At 65.2% G+C, this 21546-nt stretch carries 18 protein-coding genes; 6 read left to right on the forward strand and 12 right to left on the reverse strand.

Features of this window, described 5'->3' with window-relative positions:
• Positions 1–6: 6 nt before the first annotated feature.
• The 8 genes from lpdA to ACLBKT_RS04235 form a co-directional block, all read right to left on the reverse strand.
• The gene (lpdA, locus tag ACLBKT_RS04200) at positions 7–1413 is read right to left on the reverse strand and encodes a dihydrolipoyl dehydrogenase (RefSeq protein WP_410181703.1); all 1407 of its coding nucleotides are present in this window, start codon (positions 1411–1413) and stop codon (positions 7–9) included.
• Between the two features lie 121 nt (positions 1414–1534).
• A complete protein-coding gene (gene odhB, locus ACLBKT_RS04205; RefSeq protein ID WP_410181704.1) occupies positions 1535–2776 on the reverse strand; it encodes a 2-oxoglutarate dehydrogenase complex dihydrolipoyllysine-residue succinyltransferase in 1242 nt (413 codons plus the stop codon).
• Between the two features lie 108 nt (positions 2777–2884).
• Positions 2885–5680, reverse strand: a complete 2796-nt coding sequence (locus ACLBKT_RS04210) for a 2-oxoglutarate dehydrogenase E1 component (RefSeq protein WP_410181705.1) — start codon at positions 5678–5680, stop codon at positions 2885–2887.
• Positions 5681–5768: 88 nt separating this feature from the next.
• Positions 5769–6659, reverse strand: a complete 891-nt coding sequence (sucD, locus tag ACLBKT_RS04215) for a succinate--CoA ligase subunit alpha (protein ID WP_410181706.1) — start codon at positions 6657–6659, stop codon at positions 5769–5771.
• Positions 6660–6776: 117 nt separating this feature from the next.
• The gene (locus tag ACLBKT_RS04220; RefSeq protein ID WP_410181707.1) at positions 6777–7070 is read right to left on the reverse strand and encodes a GIY-YIG nuclease family protein; all 294 of its coding nucleotides are present in this window, start codon (positions 7068–7070) and stop codon (positions 6777–6779) included.
• Between the two features lie 91 nt (positions 7071–7161).
• A complete protein-coding gene (gene mdh / locus ACLBKT_RS04225; RefSeq protein WP_410181708.1) occupies positions 7162–8124 on the reverse strand; it encodes a malate dehydrogenase in 963 nt (320 codons plus the stop codon).
• Between the two features lie 248 nt (positions 8125–8372).
• The gene (locus ACLBKT_RS04230; protein WP_410181709.1) at positions 8373–8714 is read right to left on the reverse strand and encodes a hypothetical protein; all 342 of its coding nucleotides are present in this window, start codon (positions 8712–8714) and stop codon (positions 8373–8375) included.
• A gap of 145 nt (positions 8715–8859) precedes the next feature.
• Positions 8860–10014 carry a cell wall hydrolase gene (locus ACLBKT_RS04235; RefSeq protein WP_410181710.1) on the reverse strand — a complete coding sequence of 385 codons (1155 nt, stop codon included), beginning with the start codon at positions 10012–10014 and terminating at the stop codon, positions 8860–8862.
• A gap of 156 nt (positions 10015–10170) precedes the next feature.
• Here ACLBKT_RS04235 and ACLBKT_RS04240 point away from each other — a divergent pair, with 156 nt between their 5' ends.
• The 4 genes from ACLBKT_RS04240 (at position 10171) to uvrA (ending at position 16092) form a co-directional block, all read left to right on the forward strand.
• Positions 10171–10992, forward strand: coding sequence for an ABC transporter substrate-binding protein (locus ACLBKT_RS04240; RefSeq protein WP_410181711.1), 822 nt, complete (start codon positions 10171–10173; stop codon positions 10990–10992).
• Positions 10989–11987, forward strand: a complete 999-nt coding sequence (locus tag ACLBKT_RS04245) for a FecCD family ABC transporter permease (protein WP_410181712.1) — start codon at positions 10989–10991, stop codon at positions 11985–11987. Before ACLBKT_RS04240 ends, ACLBKT_RS04245 begins: the two co-directional genes overlap by 4 nt.
• The gene (locus tag ACLBKT_RS04250; RefSeq protein ID WP_410181713.1) at positions 11988–12758 is read left to right on the forward strand and encodes an ABC transporter ATP-binding protein; all 771 of its coding nucleotides are present in this window, start codon (positions 11988–11990) and stop codon (positions 12756–12758) included.
• A gap of 439 nt (positions 12759–13197) precedes the next feature.
• Positions 13198–16092 carry an excinuclease ABC subunit UvrA gene (uvrA, locus tag ACLBKT_RS04255; RefSeq protein WP_410181714.1) on the forward strand — a complete coding sequence of 965 codons (2895 nt, stop codon included), beginning with the start codon at positions 13198–13200 and terminating at the stop codon, positions 16090–16092.
• A 363-nt stretch (positions 16093–16455) separates the two neighbouring features.
• Here uvrA and ACLBKT_RS04260 read toward each other — a convergent pair whose 3' ends face one another.
• A complete protein-coding gene (locus ACLBKT_RS04260) occupies positions 16456–17160 on the reverse strand; it encodes an MAE_28990/MAE_18760 family HEPN-like nuclease (RefSeq protein WP_410181715.1) in 705 nt (234 codons plus the stop codon).
• A gap of 2 nt (positions 17161–17162) precedes the next feature.
• Entirely contained in the window at positions 17163–18269 is a 1107-nt protein-coding gene (locus ACLBKT_RS04265) for a DUF262 domain-containing protein (protein ID WP_410181716.1), read from the reverse strand.
• Between the two features lie 304 nt (positions 18270–18573).
• On the opposite strand from ACLBKT_RS04265, the gene ACLBKT_RS04270 reads away from it, so the two are divergent.
• The gene (locus ACLBKT_RS04270; protein WP_410181717.1) at positions 18574–18867 is read left to right on the forward strand and encodes a hypothetical protein; all 294 of its coding nucleotides are present in this window, start codon (positions 18574–18576) and stop codon (positions 18865–18867) included.
• Between the two features lie 114 nt (positions 18868–18981).
• Here the strand turns inward: ACLBKT_RS04270 and ACLBKT_RS04275 are convergent, their stop codons facing one another.
• A complete protein-coding gene (locus ACLBKT_RS04275) occupies positions 18982–20415 on the reverse strand; it encodes a sodium:solute symporter family transporter (protein WP_410181718.1) in 1434 nt (477 codons plus the stop codon).
• A 106-nt stretch (positions 20416–20521) separates the two neighbouring features.
• Between ACLBKT_RS04275 and ACLBKT_RS04280 the strand changes: the two genes are divergently transcribed.
• Positions 20522–20911: a hypothetical protein gene (locus ACLBKT_RS04280; RefSeq protein ID WP_410181719.1), complete on the forward strand. Its 390-nt coding sequence runs from the start codon at positions 20522–20524 to the stop codon at positions 20909–20911.
• A gap of 5 nt (positions 20912–20916) precedes the next feature.
• On the opposite strand, the gene ACLBKT_RS04285 is transcribed toward ACLBKT_RS04280, so the two are convergent.
• Positions 20917–21471 (reverse strand): septal ring lytic transglycosylase RlpA family protein, encoded by a 555-nt coding sequence (locus ACLBKT_RS04285; protein WP_410181720.1) that lies wholly within the window; start codon positions 21469–21471, stop codon positions 20917–20919.
• Between the last annotated feature and the right edge of the window lie 75 nt (positions 21472–21546).

Below are 21546 nucleotides of genomic sequence, written 5' to 3' on the forward strand. Positions count from 1 at the left end.
GCGCGATCACATGTGGATCGGCTTGCCCGTCACCGCCATCGCCGCTTCCTTGAAGGCTTCGGCGTGGGTGGGGTGGGCGTGGCAGGTGTAGGCGATGTCTTCGGAGGTCGCGCCGAATTCCATCGCCTGCGCGGCCTGCGCGATCATCGTGCCCGCGAGGCTGTTGATCATCCACACGCCGACCACGCGGTCGGTTGCGGCATCGGCGATCACCTTCACGAAGCCGTCGGTGTCGCGGTTGGCCTTGGCGCGGCTGTTGGCCATCATCGGGAACTTGCCGACCTTGACCGCCAGCCCGCGCTCCTTGGCCTGCTCCTCGGTGATGCCGACCCCGGCGATTTCGGGCGCGGTGTAGACGACGCTGGGGATCACATCGTGGTTCACGATGCCGGTGAGGCCCGCGATGTTCTCGGCGACGGCGATGCCCTCATCCTCGGCCTTGTGGGCGAGCATCGGGCCGGGGACGACGTCGCCGATCGCCCAGATGCCGGGGACCGAGGTGGCGAAATCGTGGTCAATCTCGATCTGGCCGCGGTTGTTGAGGCTGAGGCCCGCCTTCTCCAGCGCAAGGCCTTCGGTGTTCGGACGCCGGCCGATGGCGACCAGCACGTGGCTGGCGGTGACGGTCTGCGCCTCGCCGCCCGCAGCGGGTTCGACGGTGAGGGTGACGGTCTTGCCGTCCACCTTCGCGCCGGTGACCTTCTGGCCGAGCATCATGTCCATGCCCTGCTTCTTGAAGATCTTCTGCGCTTCCTTGCGCACTTCGCCGTCCATGCCGGGGAGCAGCTGGTCGAGGAACTCGATTACGGTGACCTTGGCCCCCAGACGCCGCCACACCGAGCCCAGTTCGAGCCCGATGACGCCGCCGCCGATCACCACGAGGTGCTCGGGCACTTCATCGAGATCGAGCGCGCCGGTGGAATCGACGATGCGCTTGCCTTCGTTGTCGACCGTCACGCCCGGAAGGGGCGTCACCGAGGAGCCGGTGGCGATCACGATGTCCTTGGCGGTGACCTTCTGGCCCGCCACGTCAACGGTATGCGCGTCTTCGAAGGCCGCATGGCCCTTGAGCCAAGTGACCTTGTTCTTCTTGAACAGGAATTCGATCCCGCCGGTCAGTTCGCCCACGGCCTTGGTCTTTTCGGCCATCATCTTGGAGAGGTCGAGCGTCGGGGTGGCGGTGATGCCCCAGGTGGCGAAATGACCGCCCGCGGCTTCTTCAAACAGTTCCGAGCCGTGGAGCAGCGCCTTGGAGGGAATGCACCCGACATTGAGGCAGGTGCCCCCGAGCGTTGCGCGGCTCTCGACGCAGGCGGTCTTCAGCCCGAGCTGCGCCGCGCGGATCGCCGCGACATAGCCGCCGGGACCGGCACCGATGACAAGGACGTCGTAATCGTAGGAATGGTCAGCCATTTCCAAAAACTCCGTTCGCCCTGAGCTTGTCGAAGGGCTGCACTTCACTTGGGGTCCGTTGCCTCAAAAGAAAGGACGGGGCTTCGACAAGCTCAGCCCGAACGGATATTTGTTCACATCGTCAAAGATCAATCAGCATCCGGGTGGGATCCTCGATCGCTTCCTTGATGATCTTGAGCGCGGTCACAGCCTCGCGGCCATCGATCAGGCGGTGGTCATACGACAGCGCGAGATACATCATCGGCCGGATCACGATCTGACCATTGCGGACCACAGGGCGGTCCTCGATGCGATGGAGGCCGAGCACGGCGCTCTGCGGCGGGTTGATGATCGGGGTCGACATCAGCGAGCCGAACACGCCGCCGTTGGAGATGGTGAAGGTCCCGCCGGTCATGTCTTCCATCGTCAGCGTGCCCGCCTTCGCGCGCGCGCCGAAATCGGCGATGTCCTGCTCGATGCGGGCAAAGCCCTTCTTGTCGGCATCGCGGATCACCGGGACGACCAGGCCGTTCGGGGCCGAGACCGCGACCGAGATGTCGACATAGTCGTGGTAGATGATCTCGTCGCCGTCGATATAGGCGTTGACCGCGGGCACGTCCTTCAGTGCGAGGCAGGCGGCCTTGGCGAAGAAGCCCATGAAGCCCAGGCGGATGTCGTGCTTCTTGGCGAAGAGGTCCTTGTACTTGTCGCGCGCTTCCATGACGGCGCTCATATCGACATCGTTGAAGGTGGTGAGCAGCGCAGCATTGTCCTGCGCGCTCTTCAGCCGCTTGGCGATGGTCTGGCGCATGCGGGTCATCTTGACCCGTTCCTCGCCCCGCGCGCCGCCTGTCGCTGCAGGCGCCGCTGCGGCCGGAGCCGGGCTGGGCGCAGGTGCGGGGGCAGTGGTGCCCTTGGCCTTGGCCTCGGCGGCGGCGAGCACGTCTTCCTTGGTCAGACGGCCATCCTTGCCGCTGCCCTTGATGGTCGAGGGATCGACCCCGTGCTCCAGAACCGCGCGCCGCACGGCGGGCGACATGGTCTGCGCCGCGCCCGGCACCTCCTCGCTGACCGCCGGGGTCGGCGAGTCCGCCTTGGGCGCCGTCGCAGCCGCCGCCGTCACCGCCGCTGCGGTGGTGGCGGTTGCGCCCGCCTCGATCACCGCGATCACCGCGCCGACTTCCACCGTGTCGCCCACCGCCGCGCGATGTTCGGACATGATGCCGGCAACCGGCGAGGGCACATCAACCGCGACCTTGTCGGTTTCGAGGCTGCAAATCGGCTCGTCCGCAGCGACCGCTTCGCCGGGCTGCTTGAGCCATTCGGCGATGGTGCCTTCGGTGACGGATTCGCCGAGGACGGGGACTTTGATTTCGGTGGCCATTGCAATGCGTTCCTAAACTCTCTTCCGTTCGGTTCGAGCGAAGTCGAGAACCATTCGTGCTGGGTGTCTCGACTTCGCTCGACACGAACGGGTGTGTGTGTTCTCGTCTCAGAGCCCCAGCGCGGCGGCGATCAGCGCTTCCTGCTGGGCCTTGTGGCGGCTGGCGAGACCTGTCGCCGGTGAAGCCGCCGCGTCGCGGCCCGCATAGATCGGGCGCTTGCCGGTGTGGCCTGCGGCGGTGAGCGCATCCTCGATCCGCTCGTTGACAAAGAACCATGCACCATTGTTGCGCGGCTCTTCCTGACACCACACGACGTCCTGAAGGTTCGTCATGCGCTTGAGTCGCACCGCCAGCGGATCGCCCGGGAAAGGGAACAGCTGTTCGATACGGACGATCGAGACGTCCTCGATCCCCGCCGCGTCGCGCGCTTCGATCAGGTCATAGGCGACCTTGCCCGAACACAGCACCAGACGCTTCACCTTGTCGTCGGCGATGTCCTTGGTGTCCGACATGATGCGGCGGAACTGGCGATCGCCAAGGAAATCGGCCTTGGCGCTCTTTGCCAGCGGGTGGCGCAGCAGCGACTTGGGGCTCATGATGATCAGCGGCTTGCGGAAGCTGCGGAGCATCTGGCGGCGCAGCAGGTGGAAATAGTTGGCCGGCACGGTGACGTTGCACACGCACATATTGTCGTCGGCGCACAGCTGGAGGAAACGTTCCAGACGCGCGGAGGAGTGCTCCGGACCTTGGCCTTCATAGCCGTGCGGCAGCAGCATCACGAGGCCGTTGGCACGCAGCCACTTGCTTTCGCCCGAGGCCACGAACTGGTCGATCATGATCTGCGCGCCGTTGGCGAAGTCGCCGAACTGGCCTTCCCACAGCACAAGGGAGCGCGGATCGGCCATCGCGAAGCCATATTCGAAGCCGAGCACGCCATATTCGGACAGCGTGGAATCGTGCACTTCGAACTTGCCATGCGGCAGGGTGCTGAGCGGCACGTATTTGCGTTCCGACTTCTGGTCGACCCACACGGCGTGGCGCTGCGAGAAGGTGCCGCGGCCGGAATCCTGCCCCGACAGACGCACGCCATAACCTTCCATCACCAGACTGCCGAAGGCGAGCGCCTCTGCGGTCGCCCAGTCGAAGCCTTCGCCGGTGGCGAACATCTCCCGCTTGGCTGCGAGCACACGGTCGAGCGTCTTGTGGATGTCGAGATCGGCGGGGACTTCGGTCAGCACGCGGCCGAGCGAATCCAGCATCTTGGGTTCAATCGCGGTCTCGACCGACCGGCGCGCGGTTTCGGGGTCGGCCGGCTTGTTGAGGCCCGCCCAGCGACCGCCGAACCAGTCGGCTTCGTTGGCCTTGTAGCTCTTGCCCGCTTCGAACTCCTCTTCCAGCAGCGCGACGAATTCGCCCGCCATCCGGTCGCGCGTGCCGGGTTCGACCACGCCTTCGCGGATCAGCCGCGCTTCGTAAGCGACGCTGACCTTGGGATGCGCGCGGATCTTGTCGTACATCAGCGGCTGGGTGAACTTGGGCTCGTCACCCTCGTTGTGGCCGAAGCGGCGATAGCACCACATGTCGATCACCACATCGCGATGGAAGGTCTGGCGATATTCGACCGCCAGCTTGCAGGCGAAGGTCACCGCCTCGGGATCATCCCCGTTGACGTGCAGGATTGGCGCCATCACGCCCTTGGCCACGTCGCTCGGATAGGGCGAGGAGCGCGCGAATTTCGGCGAGGTGGTGAAGCCGATCTGGTTGTTGATGATGAAGTGGATGCAGCCGCCGGTGTCATATCCGGGGACACCGGAGAGCGAGAGGCTTTCCCACACCACGCCTTGCCCCGCAAAGGCCGCATCGCCGTGGATCAGCACGGGGAGCACCTGCTCCTTCTTCGCCAGATCGTCACGGATGGCCTGCTGGGCGCGGACCTTGCCGAGCACCACGGGGTTGACCGCTTCAAGGTGCGAAGGGTTGGGCACGAGGCTCATGTGCACCGAGATGCCGTCGAACTCGCGGTCGGTCGAGGTGCCGAGGTGGTACTTGACGTCGCCCGAACCGCCGACATCATCGGGGTTGGCCGAGCCGCCCGAGAATTCGTGGAAGATCACCCGGTAGGGCTTGGCCATCACGTTGGCGAGCACGTTGAGGCGACCGCGGTGGGCCATGCCGTAGATGATCTCGCGCACGCCCGCGCTGCCGCCGTGCTTGATCACGGCTTCCAGTGCCGGGATCATGGACTCGCCGCCATCGAGGCCGAAGCGCTTGGTGCCGACATACTTCTTGGCGAGGAATTCCTCGTACTGCTCCCCGCGCAGCACCGCGGCGAGGATCGCCTTCTTGCCTTCGGGGGTGAATTGGATCGTCTCACCCGGCTTCTCGAACTTGTCCTGCAGGAAGCGGCGTTCCTCGGTGTCGGCGATGTGCATGTATTCGAGGCCGACCTTGCCGCAATAGACTTCGCGCAGGCGCTGGTGGAGCTTGCCCACCGTGGTCCACTCCATGCCGAGCACGCCGCCGACATAGACGTCCTCGTTCTCCTTGCCCGCCAGGCCGTGCCATTCAAGCGTGAGGTCCGCCGGCCCTTCGCGTGCCGACAGGCCGAGCGGATCGAGCTGCGCTGCCATGTGGCCGCGCACACGATAGAGCCGCACCAGCGTCATCGCCGCGATGGAGAGCTTGGCGGCTTTCTCCACCGCTGCGGGGTCCATCGCCTTGCCAGCATCCTTCGCCGCAGCCTTGACCGCGAGCTTCATCTCGGTCGGGTCCATCGCGGCGGTCAGATCGGACGCGCTATCGGCCAGCGTGTCGAGCCAGCCGCGCTTCGCCCACGAAGGGCCGGGCTGCGGGCCTTCCTGATCGGTGAAGGCGGGGAGGAAGTTCTGCTGTTCGTTGCCCATGTCGGGACTCCCGGGGAGGAGAAAAGCGTGAGGAGGAAGGATGGCCCCCCGCGTCACGCGGGCGAGGGGCCGGTATTCTTGACGGCGATTACGCCAGCTCTTTCAGCATCGCGGCCAGCGTTTCGCCGAGCAGCGAGGGCGAGGGCGAGACGCGGATGCCCGCATCTTCCATCGCCGCGATCTTGTCCTCGGCGCCGCCCTGACCGCCCGAGACGATCGCGCCCGCGTGGCCCATGCGGCGGCCCGGAGGGGCGGTGCGACCGGCGATGAAGCCGACCATCGGCTTGCTACGGCCCTTGGCGCGTTCGGCCTTGATGAAGGCGGCGGCTTCTTCTTCGGCCGAACCGCCGATTTCGCCGATCATGATGATGGACTCGGTCTCGGGATCGTCGAGGAACAGGTCGAGCACGTCGATGAAGTTGGTGCCGTTCACCGGATCGCCGCCGATGCCGACCGCGGTGGTCTGGCCGAGGCCCGCCATGGTGGTCTGGTGCACGGCTTCATAGGTAAGCGTGCCCGAGCGCGAGACGATGCCGACCGAGCCCTTCTTGAAGATGTTGGCCGGCATGATGCCGATCTTGCACTCGTTGGGCGTCAGCACCCCGGGGCAGTTGGGGCCAATCAGGCGCGACTTGGAGCCCGCGAGCGCACGCTTGGCGCGGACCATGTCGAGCACCGGGATGCCTTCGGTGATGCAGATGATCAGCTCGATCTCGGCATCGATGGCTTCGCAGATCGCGTCGGCAGCGAACGGCGGCGGCACGTAGATGCACGAGGCGGTCGCGCCGGTCGCGGCCTTGGCCTCGCGCACGGTGTCATACTGCGGCAGGCCGATATGGGTGGTGCCACCCTTGCCCGGCGTCACGCCCGCGACCATCTGCGTCCCGTAATCGAGCGCGGCCTGGGTGTGGAAGGTGCCGGTGTTGCCGGTCATCCCTTGAGTGATGACCTTGGTGTCTTTGTTTACGAGGATGGACATTCGTGTCGTTCCTTTTCTCATCCTAGCCGTAATCCCGGCGAAGGCCGGGACCCAGCGAAATTACCAACCGCCTATCCCATTTCTGGGCCCCGGCCTGCGCCGGGGTGACGGAACCGCTCAATGACAAACCAACTCGAACAGGTCGTTCCAGTCGGGGTTCATCTCTTCGATACGGCGCAGCTTCCACGCCCGCCGCCATTCCTTCATCTGCTTCTCGCGGAGAATGGCCGCTTCGATGGTTCCGTGGTGTTCGAACCAGACCAGCATCTTGCAGCCATACTTCTTCGTGAAGCCGTCGATCAGTTCTTCCCGGTGTTCCCAAGCGCGCTTCGCAAGGTCGCTGGTGACACCGATGTAAATCGTTCCATTGCGACGGCTCGCCATGATGTAGACGTAGCCGCCGAGTTCCATTCTCTACTCGTCATCCCGGCGCAGGCCGGGACCCAGTTCTGCGGTCGCCTCTGGGCCCCGGCCTTCGCCGGGGTGACGGAGGGATGCGAGGTTAAGCAAGGCTGCCATCCAGCGCCTTGCACGCCTCGAGCAGTTCCTTGACCGCATCGACGCTGACCTGGAGGTTGGCCTTCTCTTCGTCGGTGAGGTTGATCTCGATCACCTCTTCCGCGCCGTTCGCGCCGATCACCACCGGCACGCCAACATAAAGTCCGTCGACGCCGTACTTGCCGTCAACCTGCACCGCGCAAGGGAGGATGCGCTTCTGGTCGTAGAGATAGGCTTCGGCCATCGAAATGGCGCTGGTGGCGGGCGCATAGAAGGCCGAGCCGGTCTTGAGCAGCGCGACGATCTCGCCGCCGCCCGAGCGGGTGCGCTGGACGATCTCGCCGAGGCGCGCTTCGGAGATGCCCTTGATCTTGGCCATGTCCGCGACCGGAATGCCGTTGATCGTCGAGTAGGACAGCACCGGCACCATGGTATCGCCGTGGCCGCCGAGCACAAAGGCGTTCACGTCCTTGACGCTGACGCCGAATTCCCAGGCGAGGAAGGTGGCAAAGCGCGCCGAGTCCAGCACGCCCGCCATGCCGACGACCTTGTTCGCGGGCAGGCCCGAAAACTCGCGCAGCGCCCAGACCATCGCGTCGAGCGGGTTGGTGATGCAGATCACGAAAGCATCGGGACAGTTGTCGCGGATGCCTTCGCCGACCGCCTTCATCACCTTCAAATTGATGCCGAGCAGGTCATCGCGGCTCATGCCGGGCTTGCGCGCGACACCTGCGGTGACGATCACCACGTCCGCGCCCGCGATATCGGCATAGTCGTTCGTGCCGGTGATGCTGGCATCGAAGCCTTCGACAGGGCCGCACTGGCTGAGATCGAGCGCCTTGCCCTGCGGCACGCCTTCGACCACGTCGAACAGCACAATATCGCCAAGGCCCTTGAGCGCGGCGAGGTGGGCCAACGTGCCGCCGATATTGCCGGCGCCGACGAGGGCGATTTTCTTGCGGGCCATTGTGAGGACGTCCTTCCCTTATTCATCGGGACGACAAACACGCGCACAAAATGCTGGCGCCAACCCCCGTCCCAAGCGGCATGGCACCCGTTACACACCGGGCGGTAGGCTGCTCAAAATGGGATTGCAACCGTCAAAAGGACAGATACGGCAACTATCTTTGCAAATAGTTCGCAATTTCATTAATGCGGCAGGTCAGCCGATCAGGGGAACCCCTTAGCGCAGTTGCCGTAAGGGCAGGGCGCTGTTCAGGCGGGAATAAGCTCCCGGCCTGCGCGCGCGGCCAGTCGGCGGTCGAACATGCGGGTCAGCGCGAGCCAGTGATCCTGCGCCTCGGCATCCCCGCGCGCCGCCGCATCGGCAGCCGCATCCACAGCGGCTTCGGCCGAGGCAAGGCCGTGGATGGCGAAGTGCCGCAGCGCCTCGGTCAGGAGCGGGTCAAACGGGGCGGGTTCCGCCACACCCTCAGCACCCTGCCGCCGATTGTCATTGGCCGCCCGTGCCAGCGCCGGAGCCAGCAGCCCGCGCCCCGCAGCGCGCCAGCCGAGACGGCGGACGGGGTGATTGGTGGAAGCAAAGCGAACAGACATGAGGTGCGGCAATTCCCGTTATCATCGCCGCGTCATCAGCTGCGCGGCGTTCCTGATCGCTCTAGCGATCCGCCGCTAAGGCTTGGTGTGATAACAGGGTTGAGAAGAGCTTAACCCTGTTTCGGGCCAGCGCGAAGGCTTGCTGCTAGTCCGTGGCAACCGGTGCCGGAGCCGCAGAAGGCGCCGCGCCCGGCTGGGCTTTCCACTGGCCCGCGCGGGCATATTCGGCCTTGACCGTGCCGGTGCCGGTATAGGCCTCGCTCGGGGCAGAGGGGGGGAGGGGGGCGTCATCGGCCTTGGCAGCGCCGCCGCGGGCCGCCTGCTGGCGCACGGGCAAGGGATCGAGTTCGTAGGCGATGACCGGATGGCTCGGCGTAGGCGCAACCGGCGCGGATGTCGTGGCCGGGGCAGCCGTCGTCCGCCCGCTCACCAGCGGCTCAAGACCCGCATAGGCATTGCTGAACGCCGCAGCCTGCCCGCCCGCGCCGCGATTGCGGTAGAACCGGTGCGCGCCGATGCTGCCGATATGGTCGAGGCTGTTGGCCCAGTAGGGATTGACCCAGAGCGTGTGATAATGCGTCGCCAACCCGACCGGCGCATAGACGCTGCCGCTCAAAGCCTCGGCCGCGATCCGCTGCGCACGGGCCCAGCTGGCGCCCGAGGGCCGCCGCGCCAGGCTGCCGTCGCAGGTGAAGGTGAACTGGCACCCGGTCGAGCGGTCCGAGCCCTGATAGACGACGCCGCACACGCTGGAGGGCCACGCCGGGTGAGCGACGCGGTTGAGTACCACCTGTGCCACGGCGCGCTGGCCCGCCTCGCTCTCGCTCGCGGCCTCGTACCAGATCGCCTGTGCGAGGCATTCGGCGGCGCGGGCGTGGGTGACGCCGGCGCCGAGGGAATAGAACGGCCGCGCCGCCGCGCCGACATCGATCAGCGCGCCCAGCTCACGTCCGCTTTCCGCACCCGAGGCGAGCGGATCGGCGGTGGGCAGCGCGACCAGCGCGGTTCCGGCCGGGTCGGCCATGTAGAAGAAGGCGGAGCCGGGAAAGCTCATCCCTGGCCGCTCGAACGGCAGGGCAGCTGCGGCGGCCCGACGGGTGGCGAGCGCCGCGGTGCTTTCGATCGCATCGCCCGGCAGAGTGCCGACGCCGCCGGTTGCGGCCATCGCGGGCACGGCAATCGCGGCAAACAGCACCGCGAGGCGCTTGCGCCAGGTCTTGCCGGGGAGGTTGGCAACAGGCGGCAACCATCCGCGTCCGGTTGAGGCCTTGAAGGGGAAGGAGGTGCGCAGCGGAGCCATGATCTGTCCGGGCCTTACGCGCGCGGCGCGCCAACCGCGAGGCTGGCGGAGGCCTGCGTCCCGTTTCCGGACAGGTGGGCACGGCACCTTAACCCGTTGCGCCTGCGCCCCCGCCGCCCTATCGCCGGGGCCGGATATGGCCGGGATCGCATCAGCATGAGGGGAAGACTGGCGGGGCTGGCAGCGGCGCTGTGGCTCTCGTCCTGCGCGCCCGCTGCGCCCGTGGCGCAGGCCCAGACGGACACCCCCACGATCGTCAGCCTCAACCCCTGCCTTGACGCCATTCTGGTCGAGATTGCCGGGCCGGAGCAGGTTCTCGCGCTGTCGCATTACAGCCGCGATCCAGGGGGAAGTTCGATCCCGGCGGGCGTGGCGCGGCGCTACGGCGTCACGGGCGGGACAGCGGAGGAGGTGATCGCGCTCCAGCCCGATCTGGTGCTCGCCTCGATTTTCCTGCCCCAGCCAACGCGCTTGGCATTGGAGCGCGCTGGCCTCACCGTCGCGACCTTCGGCAGCCCCACCACCGTCGCGGAAAGCGTGGCGCAGGTGCGTGAAGTGGCCGCGCTCGCGGGCCATGCCGAACAGGGCGAGGCGCTCGCTGCGCGCATTGCCGCGCCCCCGCCGCAAACCGGCACACCGATTGACGCGCTGCTGTGGCAGGAGGGCGAGATCGTCGCGGGCGAACAGACGCTTATCGCCGAATTGCTCCGGCAAGAGGGCTTCACCAGCCATGCCGCCGCGCGCGGATTGGGGCAGGCGGACCGGGTCAGCCTTGAGCGTGTGCTCAGCGATCCGCCCCGCGTGCTGTTGATCGCAGGCGATGCGCCGGGGCAGCGCCATCCGCTGCTGGAAGCGCAACACAAACGGATGCTGATCGCCGACTTCAACCCCGCGCTGATCTATTGCGGAGGGTCGACCATCCCCAGGACGCGCGCACGGCTCCGCGCGATCCGGGCCGAGGCGGAGCGCCGCCCATGAACCGCGCGAGCCTGATCTTCGCGACGGTGCTCGCTGTGCTGGTGCCGCTCTCGCTGCTGGCCGGACGCGTCTGGATTGCGCCTGCCGATTTCGGCCCCGGCAACACGCTGCTGATCCTCGCCGAACTGCGCCTGCCTCGCGCGGTGCTGGCGCTTACCATCGGCGCTGGGCTGGGCGCGGCGGGCGCGGCGATGCAGGGCTATCTGCGCAACCCGCTGGCCGATCCGGGCCTGTTCGGCATCGCGCCCATGGCAGCGCTGGGCGCGGTGGCGAGCTTCTGGTTCGGCGCGGCGATCCCGCCCGCATGGGCCGCGTGGAGCCTGCCGCTGATGGCGCTCGCCGGAGCGGGCCTCGGCATGGCGCTGCTCGCGCTGATCGCCGGGCGCACATCTTCGGACGCTGCAGGCGGAGCGGGCGGCGGCATCGCGCTGTTCACGCTGGCCGGCCTGATGCTGGCGAGCCTCGCGGGCGCAATGACCGCGCTGGCGATCACCCTCGCGCCCAATCCCTTTGCCCTCAGCGAGATCGTCATGTGGCTCAATGGCGCGCTAACCGACCGTTCATGGCGCGAAGTCGCGATTGCCGCGCCGCTCACCGCCGCCGGGATCGTCGTGCTGGCGCTGGCCGCGCGCAGCCTCGATGCACTGACACTGGGCGAGGAGGCGGCGCGCTCGCTCGGCGTCGATCCGCGCCGCCTGCTGGCGTTGCTGGTGGCGGGCATCGGGCTGACCGTGGGCGCAGGCGTGGCGGTGGCCGGCATCATCGGCTTTGTCGGTCTGGTTGTGCCGCACCTGGTGCGTCCCTTCACCGATCGCCTGCCCTCCAGCCTGATCCTCCCGAGCGCGCTCGCGGGGGCCTGTCTGGTGCTGACCGCCGACAGCGTGGTGCGGGTGCTGCCGTTGGTGACGGAGCTGCGGCTTGGCATCGCGCTCTCCCTGATCGGCGCGCCGTTCTTCGGGTGGCTGCTGCTGCGCATGCGGCAAGGGCGGCTCTAGATGCTGGCGGCCGAAAACCTTGTGCTGATCCGCGGCGGACGCGAGGTCGTGAGCGGCCTGTCCGCCGCGCTTCAGCCCGGCACCATCACCGCCATCGTTGGCCCCAATGGCGCGGGCAAATCATCGCTGCTGCTGGGGCTGGCCGGATTGCTTCCGCCAGCCGCAGGCAGCGTCACGTTGGACGGCCAGAGCCTCGCCCGCCTGCACCCGCGCGTCCGGGCGCAGCGCATCGGCTATCTGCCGCAAGCGCCCGACATCGCATGGGATGTCGCGGTCGAGGCGCTGGTGGCGCTGGGCCGCCTGCCCTGGCGCGACCGGGGGACGGCGGCGATTGATGCCGCGTTGCAGGCACTCGATCTCGAACCTCTGCGTCATCGCCCCGTCAGCCAGCTATCGGGCGGGGAGCGCGCGCGGGTGCTGCTCGCGCGGGTACTGGTCGGCGAACCGGGCTGGATCCTCGCCGACGAGCCGCTTGCCGCGCTGGATCTGGCGCATCAGCTCAGCCTGACCGCCCATCTCCGGGCCTGCGCGCAGGCAGGGCAGGGCGTGGTCGTGGTGCTCCACGATCTCGGGCTGGCGATGAACCATGCCGACCGTGTGCTGGTGATGAAAGAGGGCCGCCTGATCGCGGACGGCCCACCGCACAGCGCCTTGGCGCCGCCGGTGATTGCGCAAGGCTGGGGCGTGCGGGCGCGGTGGCTTGGCGAACCGGGATCGCAGGCGCTGATCGCGGCTGAGGAACCGGAACAGACTGAGAAGACTTGGGGGTGATCCTACCAGCCATGTTCCGGCCCTCGGCCGCGTCTGTGCGAAGAGCCAGGTTGCGACCCTGAAGGGACCCGGCCGAGGAATCGCAAAGCGGACTTCCGTTTGATTGATCTGCGATATTTAGGCGACTTCAGTTTTTCTGTAGGCCTGCTCGGCAGACTGATCGGTCGATGCCGAAAAAGGCGGCCGAGCGTTAGCGCCACGCGTTGGGTCCGCGGATGCCACGCAAAGGCAAGACGATTTCGCATCGCCATAAGCGCACCCGATCATCCGATTGCCTTCTTCGGCTCCGATGGTCCGAAGAGCTCGGCACAGATCGGGAAACCGCAAGGCGCTTCGCCCGTTGCACCCGCTAGAGCCCGTCCCCATCTGTGGTGCCTTGCGGATAACCCCGCCGCGCCGCCCTTGACCCACGCGAACATTTCCGGAACAGATTGCACCCATGAGCCTTACGACCATTTCCGTGCGCGGCGCGCGCGAGCATAACCTCAAGGGTATCGACATTGATCTGCCGCGTGATGCGCTGATCGTTGTCACGGGGCTGTCGGGCAGCGGCAAATCCTCGCTCGCCTTCGATACGATCTATGCCGAGGGGCAGCGACGCTATGTGGAGTCGCTGAGCGCCTATGCGCGCCAGTTCCTCGAAATGATGCAGAAGCCCGATGTCGAGCATATCGACGGGCTCTCGCCGGCAATTTCGATCGAGCAGAAGACGACGAGCCGCAACCCGCGCTCGACCGTGGCGACGGTGACCGAGATCTACGACTATATGCGTCTGCTGTGGGCGCGGGTGGGGACGCCCTATTCGCCGACGACGGGCGAGCCGATCAGCGCGCAGACCGTCAGCCAGATGGTCGACCGGGTGATGGCGCTGCCCGAAGGCACGCGGCTGTACCTGCTCGCCCCCGTGGTGCGCGGGCGCAAGGGCGAATACCGCAAGGAGCTGGCCGAATGGCAGCGGCAGGGCTTCACCCGCGTGCGGATCGACGGGGAGATCTATCCGATCGAGGAGGCCCCCGCGCTCGACAAGAAGTTCAAGCACGACATCGAAGTGGTGGTTGACCGGATCGCGGTGAAGGACGGGCTTCAGACCCGCCTCGCCGAGAGCTTCGAGCAGGCGCTGAAGCTGGCCGAGGGGCTGGCCTATGCCGATCTGGCCGATGGCGTGGTGCCGGGGCGCGAGGCGGAGGCGCAAGGCGGCGCGATGAAGGGCGCGGGCCTGCCGCCCAACCGCATCGTCTTCTCCGAGAAATTCGCCTGTCCGGTCAGCGGTTTCACCATCGAGGAAATCGAACCGCGCCTATTCTCCTTCAACGCCCCGCAAGGCGCCTGCCCGGCCTGCGACGGGATCGGGGAGAAGATGCTGTTCGATCCGCAGCTGGTGGTGCCCAACGAGGCGCTCAGCCTCAAGCAGGGGGCAGTCGTGCCCTGGGCCAAGTCCAACCCGCCGTCGCCCTATTACATGCAGGTGCTCGCCAGCCTCGCCAAGGCCTACGGCTTCGACCTCACCACGCCGTGGAAGGATCTGGAGCCCGATCAGAAGCTCATCATCCTCCACGGCACGGGCGGGATGCCGGTGCCCCTGACCTTCAAGGACGGCCGCCGCGAATACACTGTCAACAAGGCTTTCGAGGGCGTGATCGGCAACCTCAACCGCCGCATGATGCAGACCGAAAGCGCGTGGATGCAGGAGGAGCTCGCCAAGTACCAGACCGCGCAGCCCTGCGAGACCTGCGGGGGCAAGCGGCTGAACGAGAAGGCGCTGAGCGTGAAGGTCGCCGGCGCGGATATCTCCACGCCCGTGCAGATGAGCGTGGCGGATGCCAAGGCGTGGTTCCTGGGGCTCGACGCGCAGCTCACCCCGCAGCAGTCGCAGATTGCCAAGGCGATCCTCAAGGAGATCAACGAGCGGCTGGGCTTCCTCGACAATGTCGGGCTCGACTACCTCAACCTCGACCGCACCAGCGGCACCCTGTCGGGGGGCGAAAGCCAGCGTATCCGCCTCGCCAGCCAGATCGGCAGCGGCCTCTCGGGCGTGCTCTATGTGCTCGACGAGCCCAGCATCGGCCTCCACCAGCGCGACAATGACCGGCTGCTCGAAACATTGAAGCGCCTCCGCGACCTCGGCAACACGGTGATCGTCGTCGAGCACGATGAAGACGCGATCCGCGCCGCCGACCATATCGTCGACCTCGGCCCCGGCGCGGGGGTGCATGGCGGCGAGGTCGTGGCCGAGGGGACGCTGAAGCAGATCCTCAAGGCCAAGGGCTCGCTCACCGCCGACTACCTCACCGGCAAGCGCAAGATCGAAGTGCCCGCCAAGCGCCGCAAGGGCAACGGGCACCACATCGTCGTCAAGAACGCCCGCGCCAACAACCTCAAGGGCGTCACCGCCAAGATCCCGCTCGGCACCTTCACCTGCATCACCGGGGTCAGCGGGAGCGGCAAGTCCTCGCTCACCATCGACACGCTCCAGGCGGGAGCCAGCCGCGTCCTCAACGGCGCGCGCGTGATCGCGGGGGCGCACGATGCCATCACCGGGCTTGAATATTGCGACAAGGTCATCGAGATCGACCAGTCCCCCATCGGCCGCACCCCGCGCTCCAACCCCGCCACCTACACCGGCGCCTTCACCCAGATCCGCGACTGGTTCGCCGGCCTCCCCGAAAGCCTCGCGCGCGGCTACAAGCCCGGGCGCTTCTCCTTCAACGTCAAGGGCGGCCGCTGCGAGAAGTGCCAGGGCGACGGCCTCATCAAGATCGAGATGCACTTCCTCCCCGACGTCTACGTCACCTGCGAGGAATGCGGCGGCAAGCGCTACAACCGCGAGACGCTGGAGGTGAAGTTCAAGGGCCACTCGATCGCCGACGTGCTCGACATGACGATCGAGGACGCCGAGGAATTCTTCAAGGCCGTCCCCCCGATCCGCGAGAAGATGCGGATGCTGAACGAGGTGGGCCTCGGCTACGTAAAGGTCGGCCAGCAGGCGACGACTTTATCGGGTGGGGAAGCCCAGCGGGTGAAGCTGGCGAAGGAACTGGCGAGGCGCTCGACCGGGCAGACGCTTTACATCCTCGACGAGCCGACCACGGGCCTGCACTTCGAGGACGTGCGCAAGCTGCTCGAAGTGCTGCACCGGCTGGTGGAGGGCGGCAATTCGGTGGTGGTGATCGAGCACAACCTCGACGTGATCAAGACCGCCGACTGGATTATTGACCTTGGCCCCGAGGGCGGGGTGAGGGGCGGGGAGGTGGTTGCCGTCGGAACACCCGAACAGGTCGCCAAGGAGCCTCGTTCCTTTACCGGGCAATACCTCGCGCCTTTGCTCCAACGGTAGGCAACTACAGCCTGTCCTGAACTTGTTTCAGGATCGCGGAGGGCACGCCGGAGAAGGTGGTGAAGGAGCCGCGGTCGTTCACGGGGCAGTATCTGGCGGGGTTGTTGGGGAAGTAGTCCTCCCCTCCCGCCTGCGGGAGGGGCTGGGGGTGGGAATGCGGCAAGCGCTGATCCTCCCCAGCAAGGGGAGGGGGACCACCGAAGGTGGTGGAGGGGCAGGCGAGGCTGCTCCGAACACCCCCGTCATGCTGAATTCATTTCAGCATCCATCCCGAGGCCCCGGAATGGTTCATCCGAAGGCATGAAGAAGGCGCAAGAGATTGCGTTTGGCGGAAGTCCAAATGGAGTACACTTATTCAATTCCTCAATAAAATCCAGTACACCCAATATTTTTGAAATGTTTACACGCTGATCTATCAATTGCAGCGCAATATTTTCTAACAAGATTCAAATAATCGAGAAAATCCTTAGGTGTAAGAGTTGCTGAAGGGTCCCCATGTGCGATCTTTGTTCTGCGATCAATAATTTGATCTACCGCATTCCCGGCAATGTATGTTTGAGTCTTGAGATAAATCTTTAGGGAGATGTCAAGATCTTTTACACCAAACCGAGATAAAAACTTCTTTATTTCAGTCGAAGTTGGATTACCAAACCCGTCTTTGTAGGACGCATCTTCCTCGATGCTAGGCAGTGGCTTTGTGATGTCTAAAATATCTGACTTAGCATTGAGGCGTCTCGCCGCGCGCACTAGCTTGTCGGGATCATCGCTTTGCCTCAGCGCCTTTATCTCACCTTTCAGATACTGATACCGGAAGGTGTCCGGCATAATGTCTCCGTTCTTCCCGCAAGCGATGGCGCGCTCAAGTAGAAGTTCAGCGAGATCTTCTACATAGCCCTGAATGTGGCTTGAAAGAAGCACGGTCGCCGCCCTTATGAGGGCATTGGTATGAAAGGAGCTGTCAACGAGTTTTTTTCTGATGACTCGTACCCTTGAATTCCCCAACACCTTTAGGTGCTTCACTTCTTCAAGGCGATCTTCAAATTTTTGGAAGGCCCGACTATATGTCATTGCTAACCGATGGAGATATTGAGGTGAACCATGGCCGTATTCCAGAGTGCAAACCGAAGCGTGGTTCTACTTTTGTGATCCACCGCTCTACTGATTAGATCGCTAAATTCCTCGTTCAACAGAAGTGCATTATGAACTGCTTGGTATTCATCGGCAATCTCAAGTGCCGTTTCGCGGGGTAGATCGCAAAGCGATAGCATATGCATATCCACAAGCGCTTTATTGATTGGTGCTGATCGTGCACCGATCGTTGGTCTACGGAATGCGTCTTTGACGCCAAAGATTGAAATGGCATTATTCAGGCCAGTCAGCCAAGTAACGCGGAGTTGCTCAATTTTTTGTTCATCGTATTTTTGACCAAACTCGGCCATCGAGTTTAACCAAAATTTCTGAGGCGTTCTGTAAGTTTGAAGCCCTAATTCCTTAAACGCGAAAAATCTAAGAATGAGCTCCTCGCCCCTCATGCGAGAATCTGGCTCCTTCCGCCTCAATACTTCTAGAAACGACTTGTTTTCGGCCAAATCACTAAGAAGTTCAATAAAGGCGCCGCGATAGACGCAATTTCGTAATTCTTGAGCATTGAGGGGGACGGTGTTTGAATTCAATCTCTCAAAAACATCGAATCTTAGGTCGTCATCTGAGTCATTGGTTATAACCACACATCGAAGAGTGTAGCTAAGCATCTTATTCTGTAGATTTCTGGGAAGCTGAAAAAAGCTCTTCCCATTCAACTCAGAAAGTGTCTCCAGTCCTTGAAGTGCAAATTGGTTATCGTGAAATCTGTAAAGCGAATAAAGTCTTTGCTGGCCATCGATAACTTCATTTTCGAAATCAGCGTCTTGTGCGAAATAACAGGGTGGGATCGGAACGTTAAGCAACATTGACTCGATTAGTCTCGACGCCAATCCGTTGGGCCATACATAGCGACGCTGTAACTTGGGACGGCCACTCAATGGCTTCAAATGCAAGATGCCCCGCTCAATTTGGTCGAGTAGGGCTCCAACAGTAAGGTCGTATGGCTGTGTGATCAGCTTCCGCGAAGTCGGTGGAGTTGCCTGTGGGTCACCAGCATCATCCGGCTCCCAAAGCTGCCTCTCATGATTGTCCATGGTCTAAACGCCTCCGGCCTGACGGTATCTGCTTTGAAAATCGAAGTGAAGCGACGATGTTTGAGGATTGGGGATAGCGCGTATCGCGCGATTCTGCACTCGCCCGTTTCCTACATCCCCACCCCCAGCATACCCTCCCACCCAAGCGTCGGCCCTGCGCACCTCCCTCCCGTCAGCCCCTTCGTCCCGCCAGCCCCTCGGCGCGCTGTCACGGGGGCAGGGGCCTCGGGCGCTCCGCGTAGGGGAGGGATAGCGGGGGCGGGGCTTTGCGGCACGTCCGCCGCTTGCTGGGAGCCGCTTGCTCATGGACCGCATCAACCCCGCCGCCTTCGCTCCGCCCGCCCATGACAACACGCGCAAGCTGCCCAAGGGGCCTTCGCCGATGCTCGATCCCGACGCGCAGGCGTTTGTGGCCGACTGGCTCGGCCATGTGGAGGCCGGGCGGATCGGGGGGCACCTTAATGGGCCTGCTGGTTCAGCCTCCGGCGGTGCTGCGCCACCGCTGCTTGAGGCCCGTCCGGTCAACGAGGAGGCCCGCGCCATCGTGCTCGCCAATGAGCGGCTGTTGCTGGGCCGTCGCCGCTCGCTGCCCGAATAAGGGCGCGCGGTGTCGCGGGCTGTCGTGTGGTCGACAGGTCTTGCGCATTCATCGCGGGTTTTGGCGGGGTTGTGACGGCGCTTGTCGGGGGTTGGCGGGGCTTGCGGATCGCGCTCAGGCGGCGGGTGCGGCCGCGCTCGCGCGGGCATCCCAGCGGCTGAGCGCGGCGAAGGTCAGCGCCCCGCACGCCGCCATCCACAGGAAGGCGCCGGGCACGCCCAGGCCCCAGTCGAGCACGCCCAGCACGGCCATCTGCACCCCGATCGCCGCCAGCGCCGCGCGGCGGGCGGTGGATCCGGCGAGGCCCGCGATGATCGGCACGGCGAGCACCGCGGCAATCGCTCCGGCATCGAGCACGAGGTTGCGCAAGGACTCCCCCTGCATCGCCAGCACCGCCGCGACCGCCGCCGCCGCCACTGTCGCCAGCCGCGCGGCGTGCAGCAGAGCGAGGGGGGAGGCCTCGGGGCGGAGGCGGCGGTATCCGCTCTCCGTCACCACGGCCGAGACGGCGAGCAGGGCGGAATCGACCGAGGAGAGGATCGCTGACACCAGCGCTCCGGTGAAGACGATCAGCAGCCACGGCGGGAACAGGGCTTGGGCGAGGCTGGGGAGGTACGCCTCGTCCGCGCCGAAGGTGACGCCGAGGATGGGGGCGAGCTGCGGGCCGAACAGGCCGAAGCTGACCGGGATCAGCCCGACGGTGAGGTAGATCGCCGCTCCCCACAAGGCGCCCCGCCGCGCGACCTCGGGCGAGCGGGCGGCGAGGGTGCGGGACAGCGCCTCCTGGCTGACCATGGTGCCGGCAATGGGGATGAGCCACAGCTCGATGCGGTCGATCCAGCTCTCACCCGGCGCGGTGAAGCTCCAGATGGTCGGCGGGGCGGCGGCCCACATGGCGGTGAGGCCGCCCGATGCCTCCGCCATCAGCGCGAACAGGATGAGAATCGCGAAGATGATGACGATGCCCTGCACGATGTCGGTGACGACATCTCCGGCGAGGCCGCCGAACAGGGTGTAGGTCATCACCAGCAGCGTGGCACCGATCAGCGCGGGCGTGAAATCGAGGCCCGATGCGCTCGAAATGATCGTGGCAAAGGCAAACAGCTGCGCGGCCGACCAGGTGGTGGCGGACAGCGCGATGACGATAGCGGCGAGGCTCTCGGTCGCGGGGCCGAACTTGCTGCGCAGGAAATCGGCGATGGTGATGAAGCCGCCGCTCCTGAGACGGTGGGCGAAGAACAGCGCGATGGCGAGGATGCCGATGGCATAGGCAAAGGGCTCGGCCCGGGCGCCCGCGATCCCGTCACGCGCGACCTCGCCCGAGGTGGCGATCAGGCTTTCGGAGGCGAACCAGGTGGCGAACAGGCTCATGCCAACGGCGAAGGGGCCGAGGCTGCGACCGGCCACGAGATAGTCGGCATCGGACTTTGCCCCGCGCCCGGCCCACACGGCCAGCGCAATCTGGGCAGCGACATAGAGCACGATCAGCGTGAGCGTGATGACGACGTTCCCCCTGCAAACCGCGCGAAGTCCTAACCGGGCAGACACTGAACGCAAGAGCCGAAGGGACGCAATCGTCAGGCGGCTGCATCCGGCAGGGGCAAGAGCGCGTTACTGAAGGCGGATGGGAAACAGCGCAAAGGAGTGCCGCATCATGCCGTTCAAGATTTTCCGTCCCACCTCGGTCTTGGCCGCTGCTCTGGCTCTGACTGCGCTGGGCGCGGCGGTGCAGGCGGGGACGATCAACTCCAACCTCCAGATCGAACCCGGTCAGACCTTCGAGCTGGGCGGCGGGCAGGAAGGGGGCTTTGTCGTCACCGGCACAAACACCGGGCCGGTTGCGGTGGTGGTGCTGAGCAAGGCCGAAGGCGCCGCAGAAGTGGGGCGCGCGACAGTCGCACCGGGCGGAGCGGTCGATGCGCAGATTGCGCCGGGCGAGATGGCCTTGCTGCGCAATACGTCGGACCAGAAGACCGCGACATTGAAGCTCAAGGTTACCGGCGATACGTCGAGCCTCGGGATGAGCTACGCGGAAAACCCCTAGGCCGCTCAGTCGGCGATCAGTGCCAGTTCGACATCGGCGTGGCCGCGCGCGACCATGCCGAGTTCTTCGGCGGCGGCGCGGCTGACATCGATCAGCCGCCCGCGCGTGAAGGGGCCGCGATCATTGACGCGCACGATGACGCTGCGGCCATTGGCGGGGTTGGTGACACGCACGCGGCTGCCAAAGGGCAGGCTGCGGTGGGCTGCGGTCAGGTCGGAATTATCGAACCGCTCACCGCTGGCGGTCCGGCGGCCATTGAACTTGGACGCGTAGTAGGAGGCGCTGCCACGGCCGAGGACGGTTTCCTGCGGGGCGGAGGGAGCTGGCTCTTCGATCGCTGCGGCAGGTACGGTGACCTCAGCAGTCGGCTGGAGCGGCACCAATTCAATGATCGCCGCGCTGGTGGCAGGCTCGATCCGCGAGGTGGCCGCATCCGGAGTCGCCGCTGACGACGCAGCAAGCGGCGCAAGGCCGAGCAAGCCGGCGAGTGCGATGGCTTGCAAGGTCCGCGTCGCGGCACTGCGGGCATCAAGGCCATGGATGCGATTTCCCGTCCGCATGGCGGGGCGGATAGGGCGGGGACCTTCCCAAAAGCAAACCAGGTTAGCATTTCGTCGCCGGGAGGGTTCCAGTGG

The organism is Erythrobacter sp. W302b, assembly GCF_046452395.1.
In the GTDB taxonomy this organism is placed as follows: Bacteria; Pseudomonadota; Alphaproteobacteria; order Sphingomonadales; family Sphingomonadaceae; genus Erythrobacter.

What these genes read in the sequence shown, in the direction of transcription:
- lpdA (WP_410181703.1), bottom strand. Translation starts at nt 1,413, where the DNA reads ATGGCTGACCATTCCTACGATTACGACGTCCTTGTCATCGGTGCCGGT.
- odhB (WP_410181704.1), bottom strand. Translation starts at nt 2,776, where the DNA reads ATGGCCACCGAAATCAAAGTCCCCGTCCTCGGCGAATCCGTCACCGAA.
- ACLBKT_RS04210 (WP_410181705.1), bottom strand. Translation starts at nt 5,680, where the DNA reads ATGGGCAACGAACAGCAGAACTTCCTCCCCGCCTTCACCGATCAGGAA.
- sucD (WP_410181706.1), bottom strand. Translation starts at nt 6,659, where the DNA reads ATGTCCATCCTCGTAAACAAAGACACCAAGGTCATCACTCAAGGGATG.
- ACLBKT_RS04220 (WP_410181707.1), bottom strand. Translation starts at nt 7,070, where the DNA reads ATGGAACTCGGCGGCTACGTCTACATCATGGCGAGCCGTCGCAATGGA.
- mdh (WP_410181708.1), bottom strand. Translation starts at nt 8,124, where the DNA reads ATGGCCCGCAAGAAAATCGCCCTCGTCGGCGCCGGCAATATCGGCGGC.
- ACLBKT_RS04230 (WP_410181709.1), bottom strand. Translation starts at nt 8,714, where the DNA reads ATGTCTGTTCGCTTTGCTTCCACCAATCACCCCGTCCGCCGTCTCGGC.
- ACLBKT_RS04235 (WP_410181710.1), bottom strand. Translation starts at nt 10,014, where the DNA reads ATGGCTCCGCTGCGCACCTCCTTCCCCTTCAAGGCCTCAACCGGACGC.
- ACLBKT_RS04240 (WP_410181711.1), top strand. Translation starts at nt 10,171, where the DNA reads ATGAGGGGAAGACTGGCGGGGCTGGCAGCGGCGCTGTGGCTCTCGTCC.
- ACLBKT_RS04245 (WP_410181712.1), top strand. Translation starts at nt 10,989, where the DNA reads ATGAACCGCGCGAGCCTGATCTTCGCGACGGTGCTCGCTGTGCTGGTG.
- ACLBKT_RS04250 (WP_410181713.1), top strand. Translation starts at nt 11,988, where the DNA reads ATGCTGGCGGCCGAAAACCTTGTGCTGATCCGCGGCGGACGCGAGGTC.
- uvrA (WP_410181714.1), top strand. Translation starts at nt 13,198, where the DNA reads ATGAGCCTTACGACCATTTCCGTGCGCGGCGCGCGCGAGCATAACCTC.
- ACLBKT_RS04260 (WP_410181715.1), bottom strand. Translation starts at nt 17,160, where the DNA reads ATGACATATAGTCGGGCCTTCCAAAAATTTGAAGATCGCCTTGAAGAA.
- ACLBKT_RS04265 (WP_410181716.1), bottom strand. Translation starts at nt 18,269, where the DNA reads ATGGACAATCATGAGAGGCAGCTTTGGGAGCCGGATGATGCTGGTGAC.
- ACLBKT_RS04270 (WP_410181717.1), top strand. Translation starts at nt 18,574, where the DNA reads ATGGACCGCATCAACCCCGCCGCCTTCGCTCCGCCCGCCCATGACAAC.
- ACLBKT_RS04280 (WP_410181719.1), top strand. Translation starts at nt 20,522, where the DNA reads ATGCCGTTCAAGATTTTCCGTCCCACCTCGGTCTTGGCCGCTGCTCTG.
- ACLBKT_RS04285 (WP_410181720.1), bottom strand. Translation starts at nt 21,471, where the DNA reads ATGCGGACGGGAAATCGCATCCATGGCCTTGATGCCCGCAGTGCCGCG.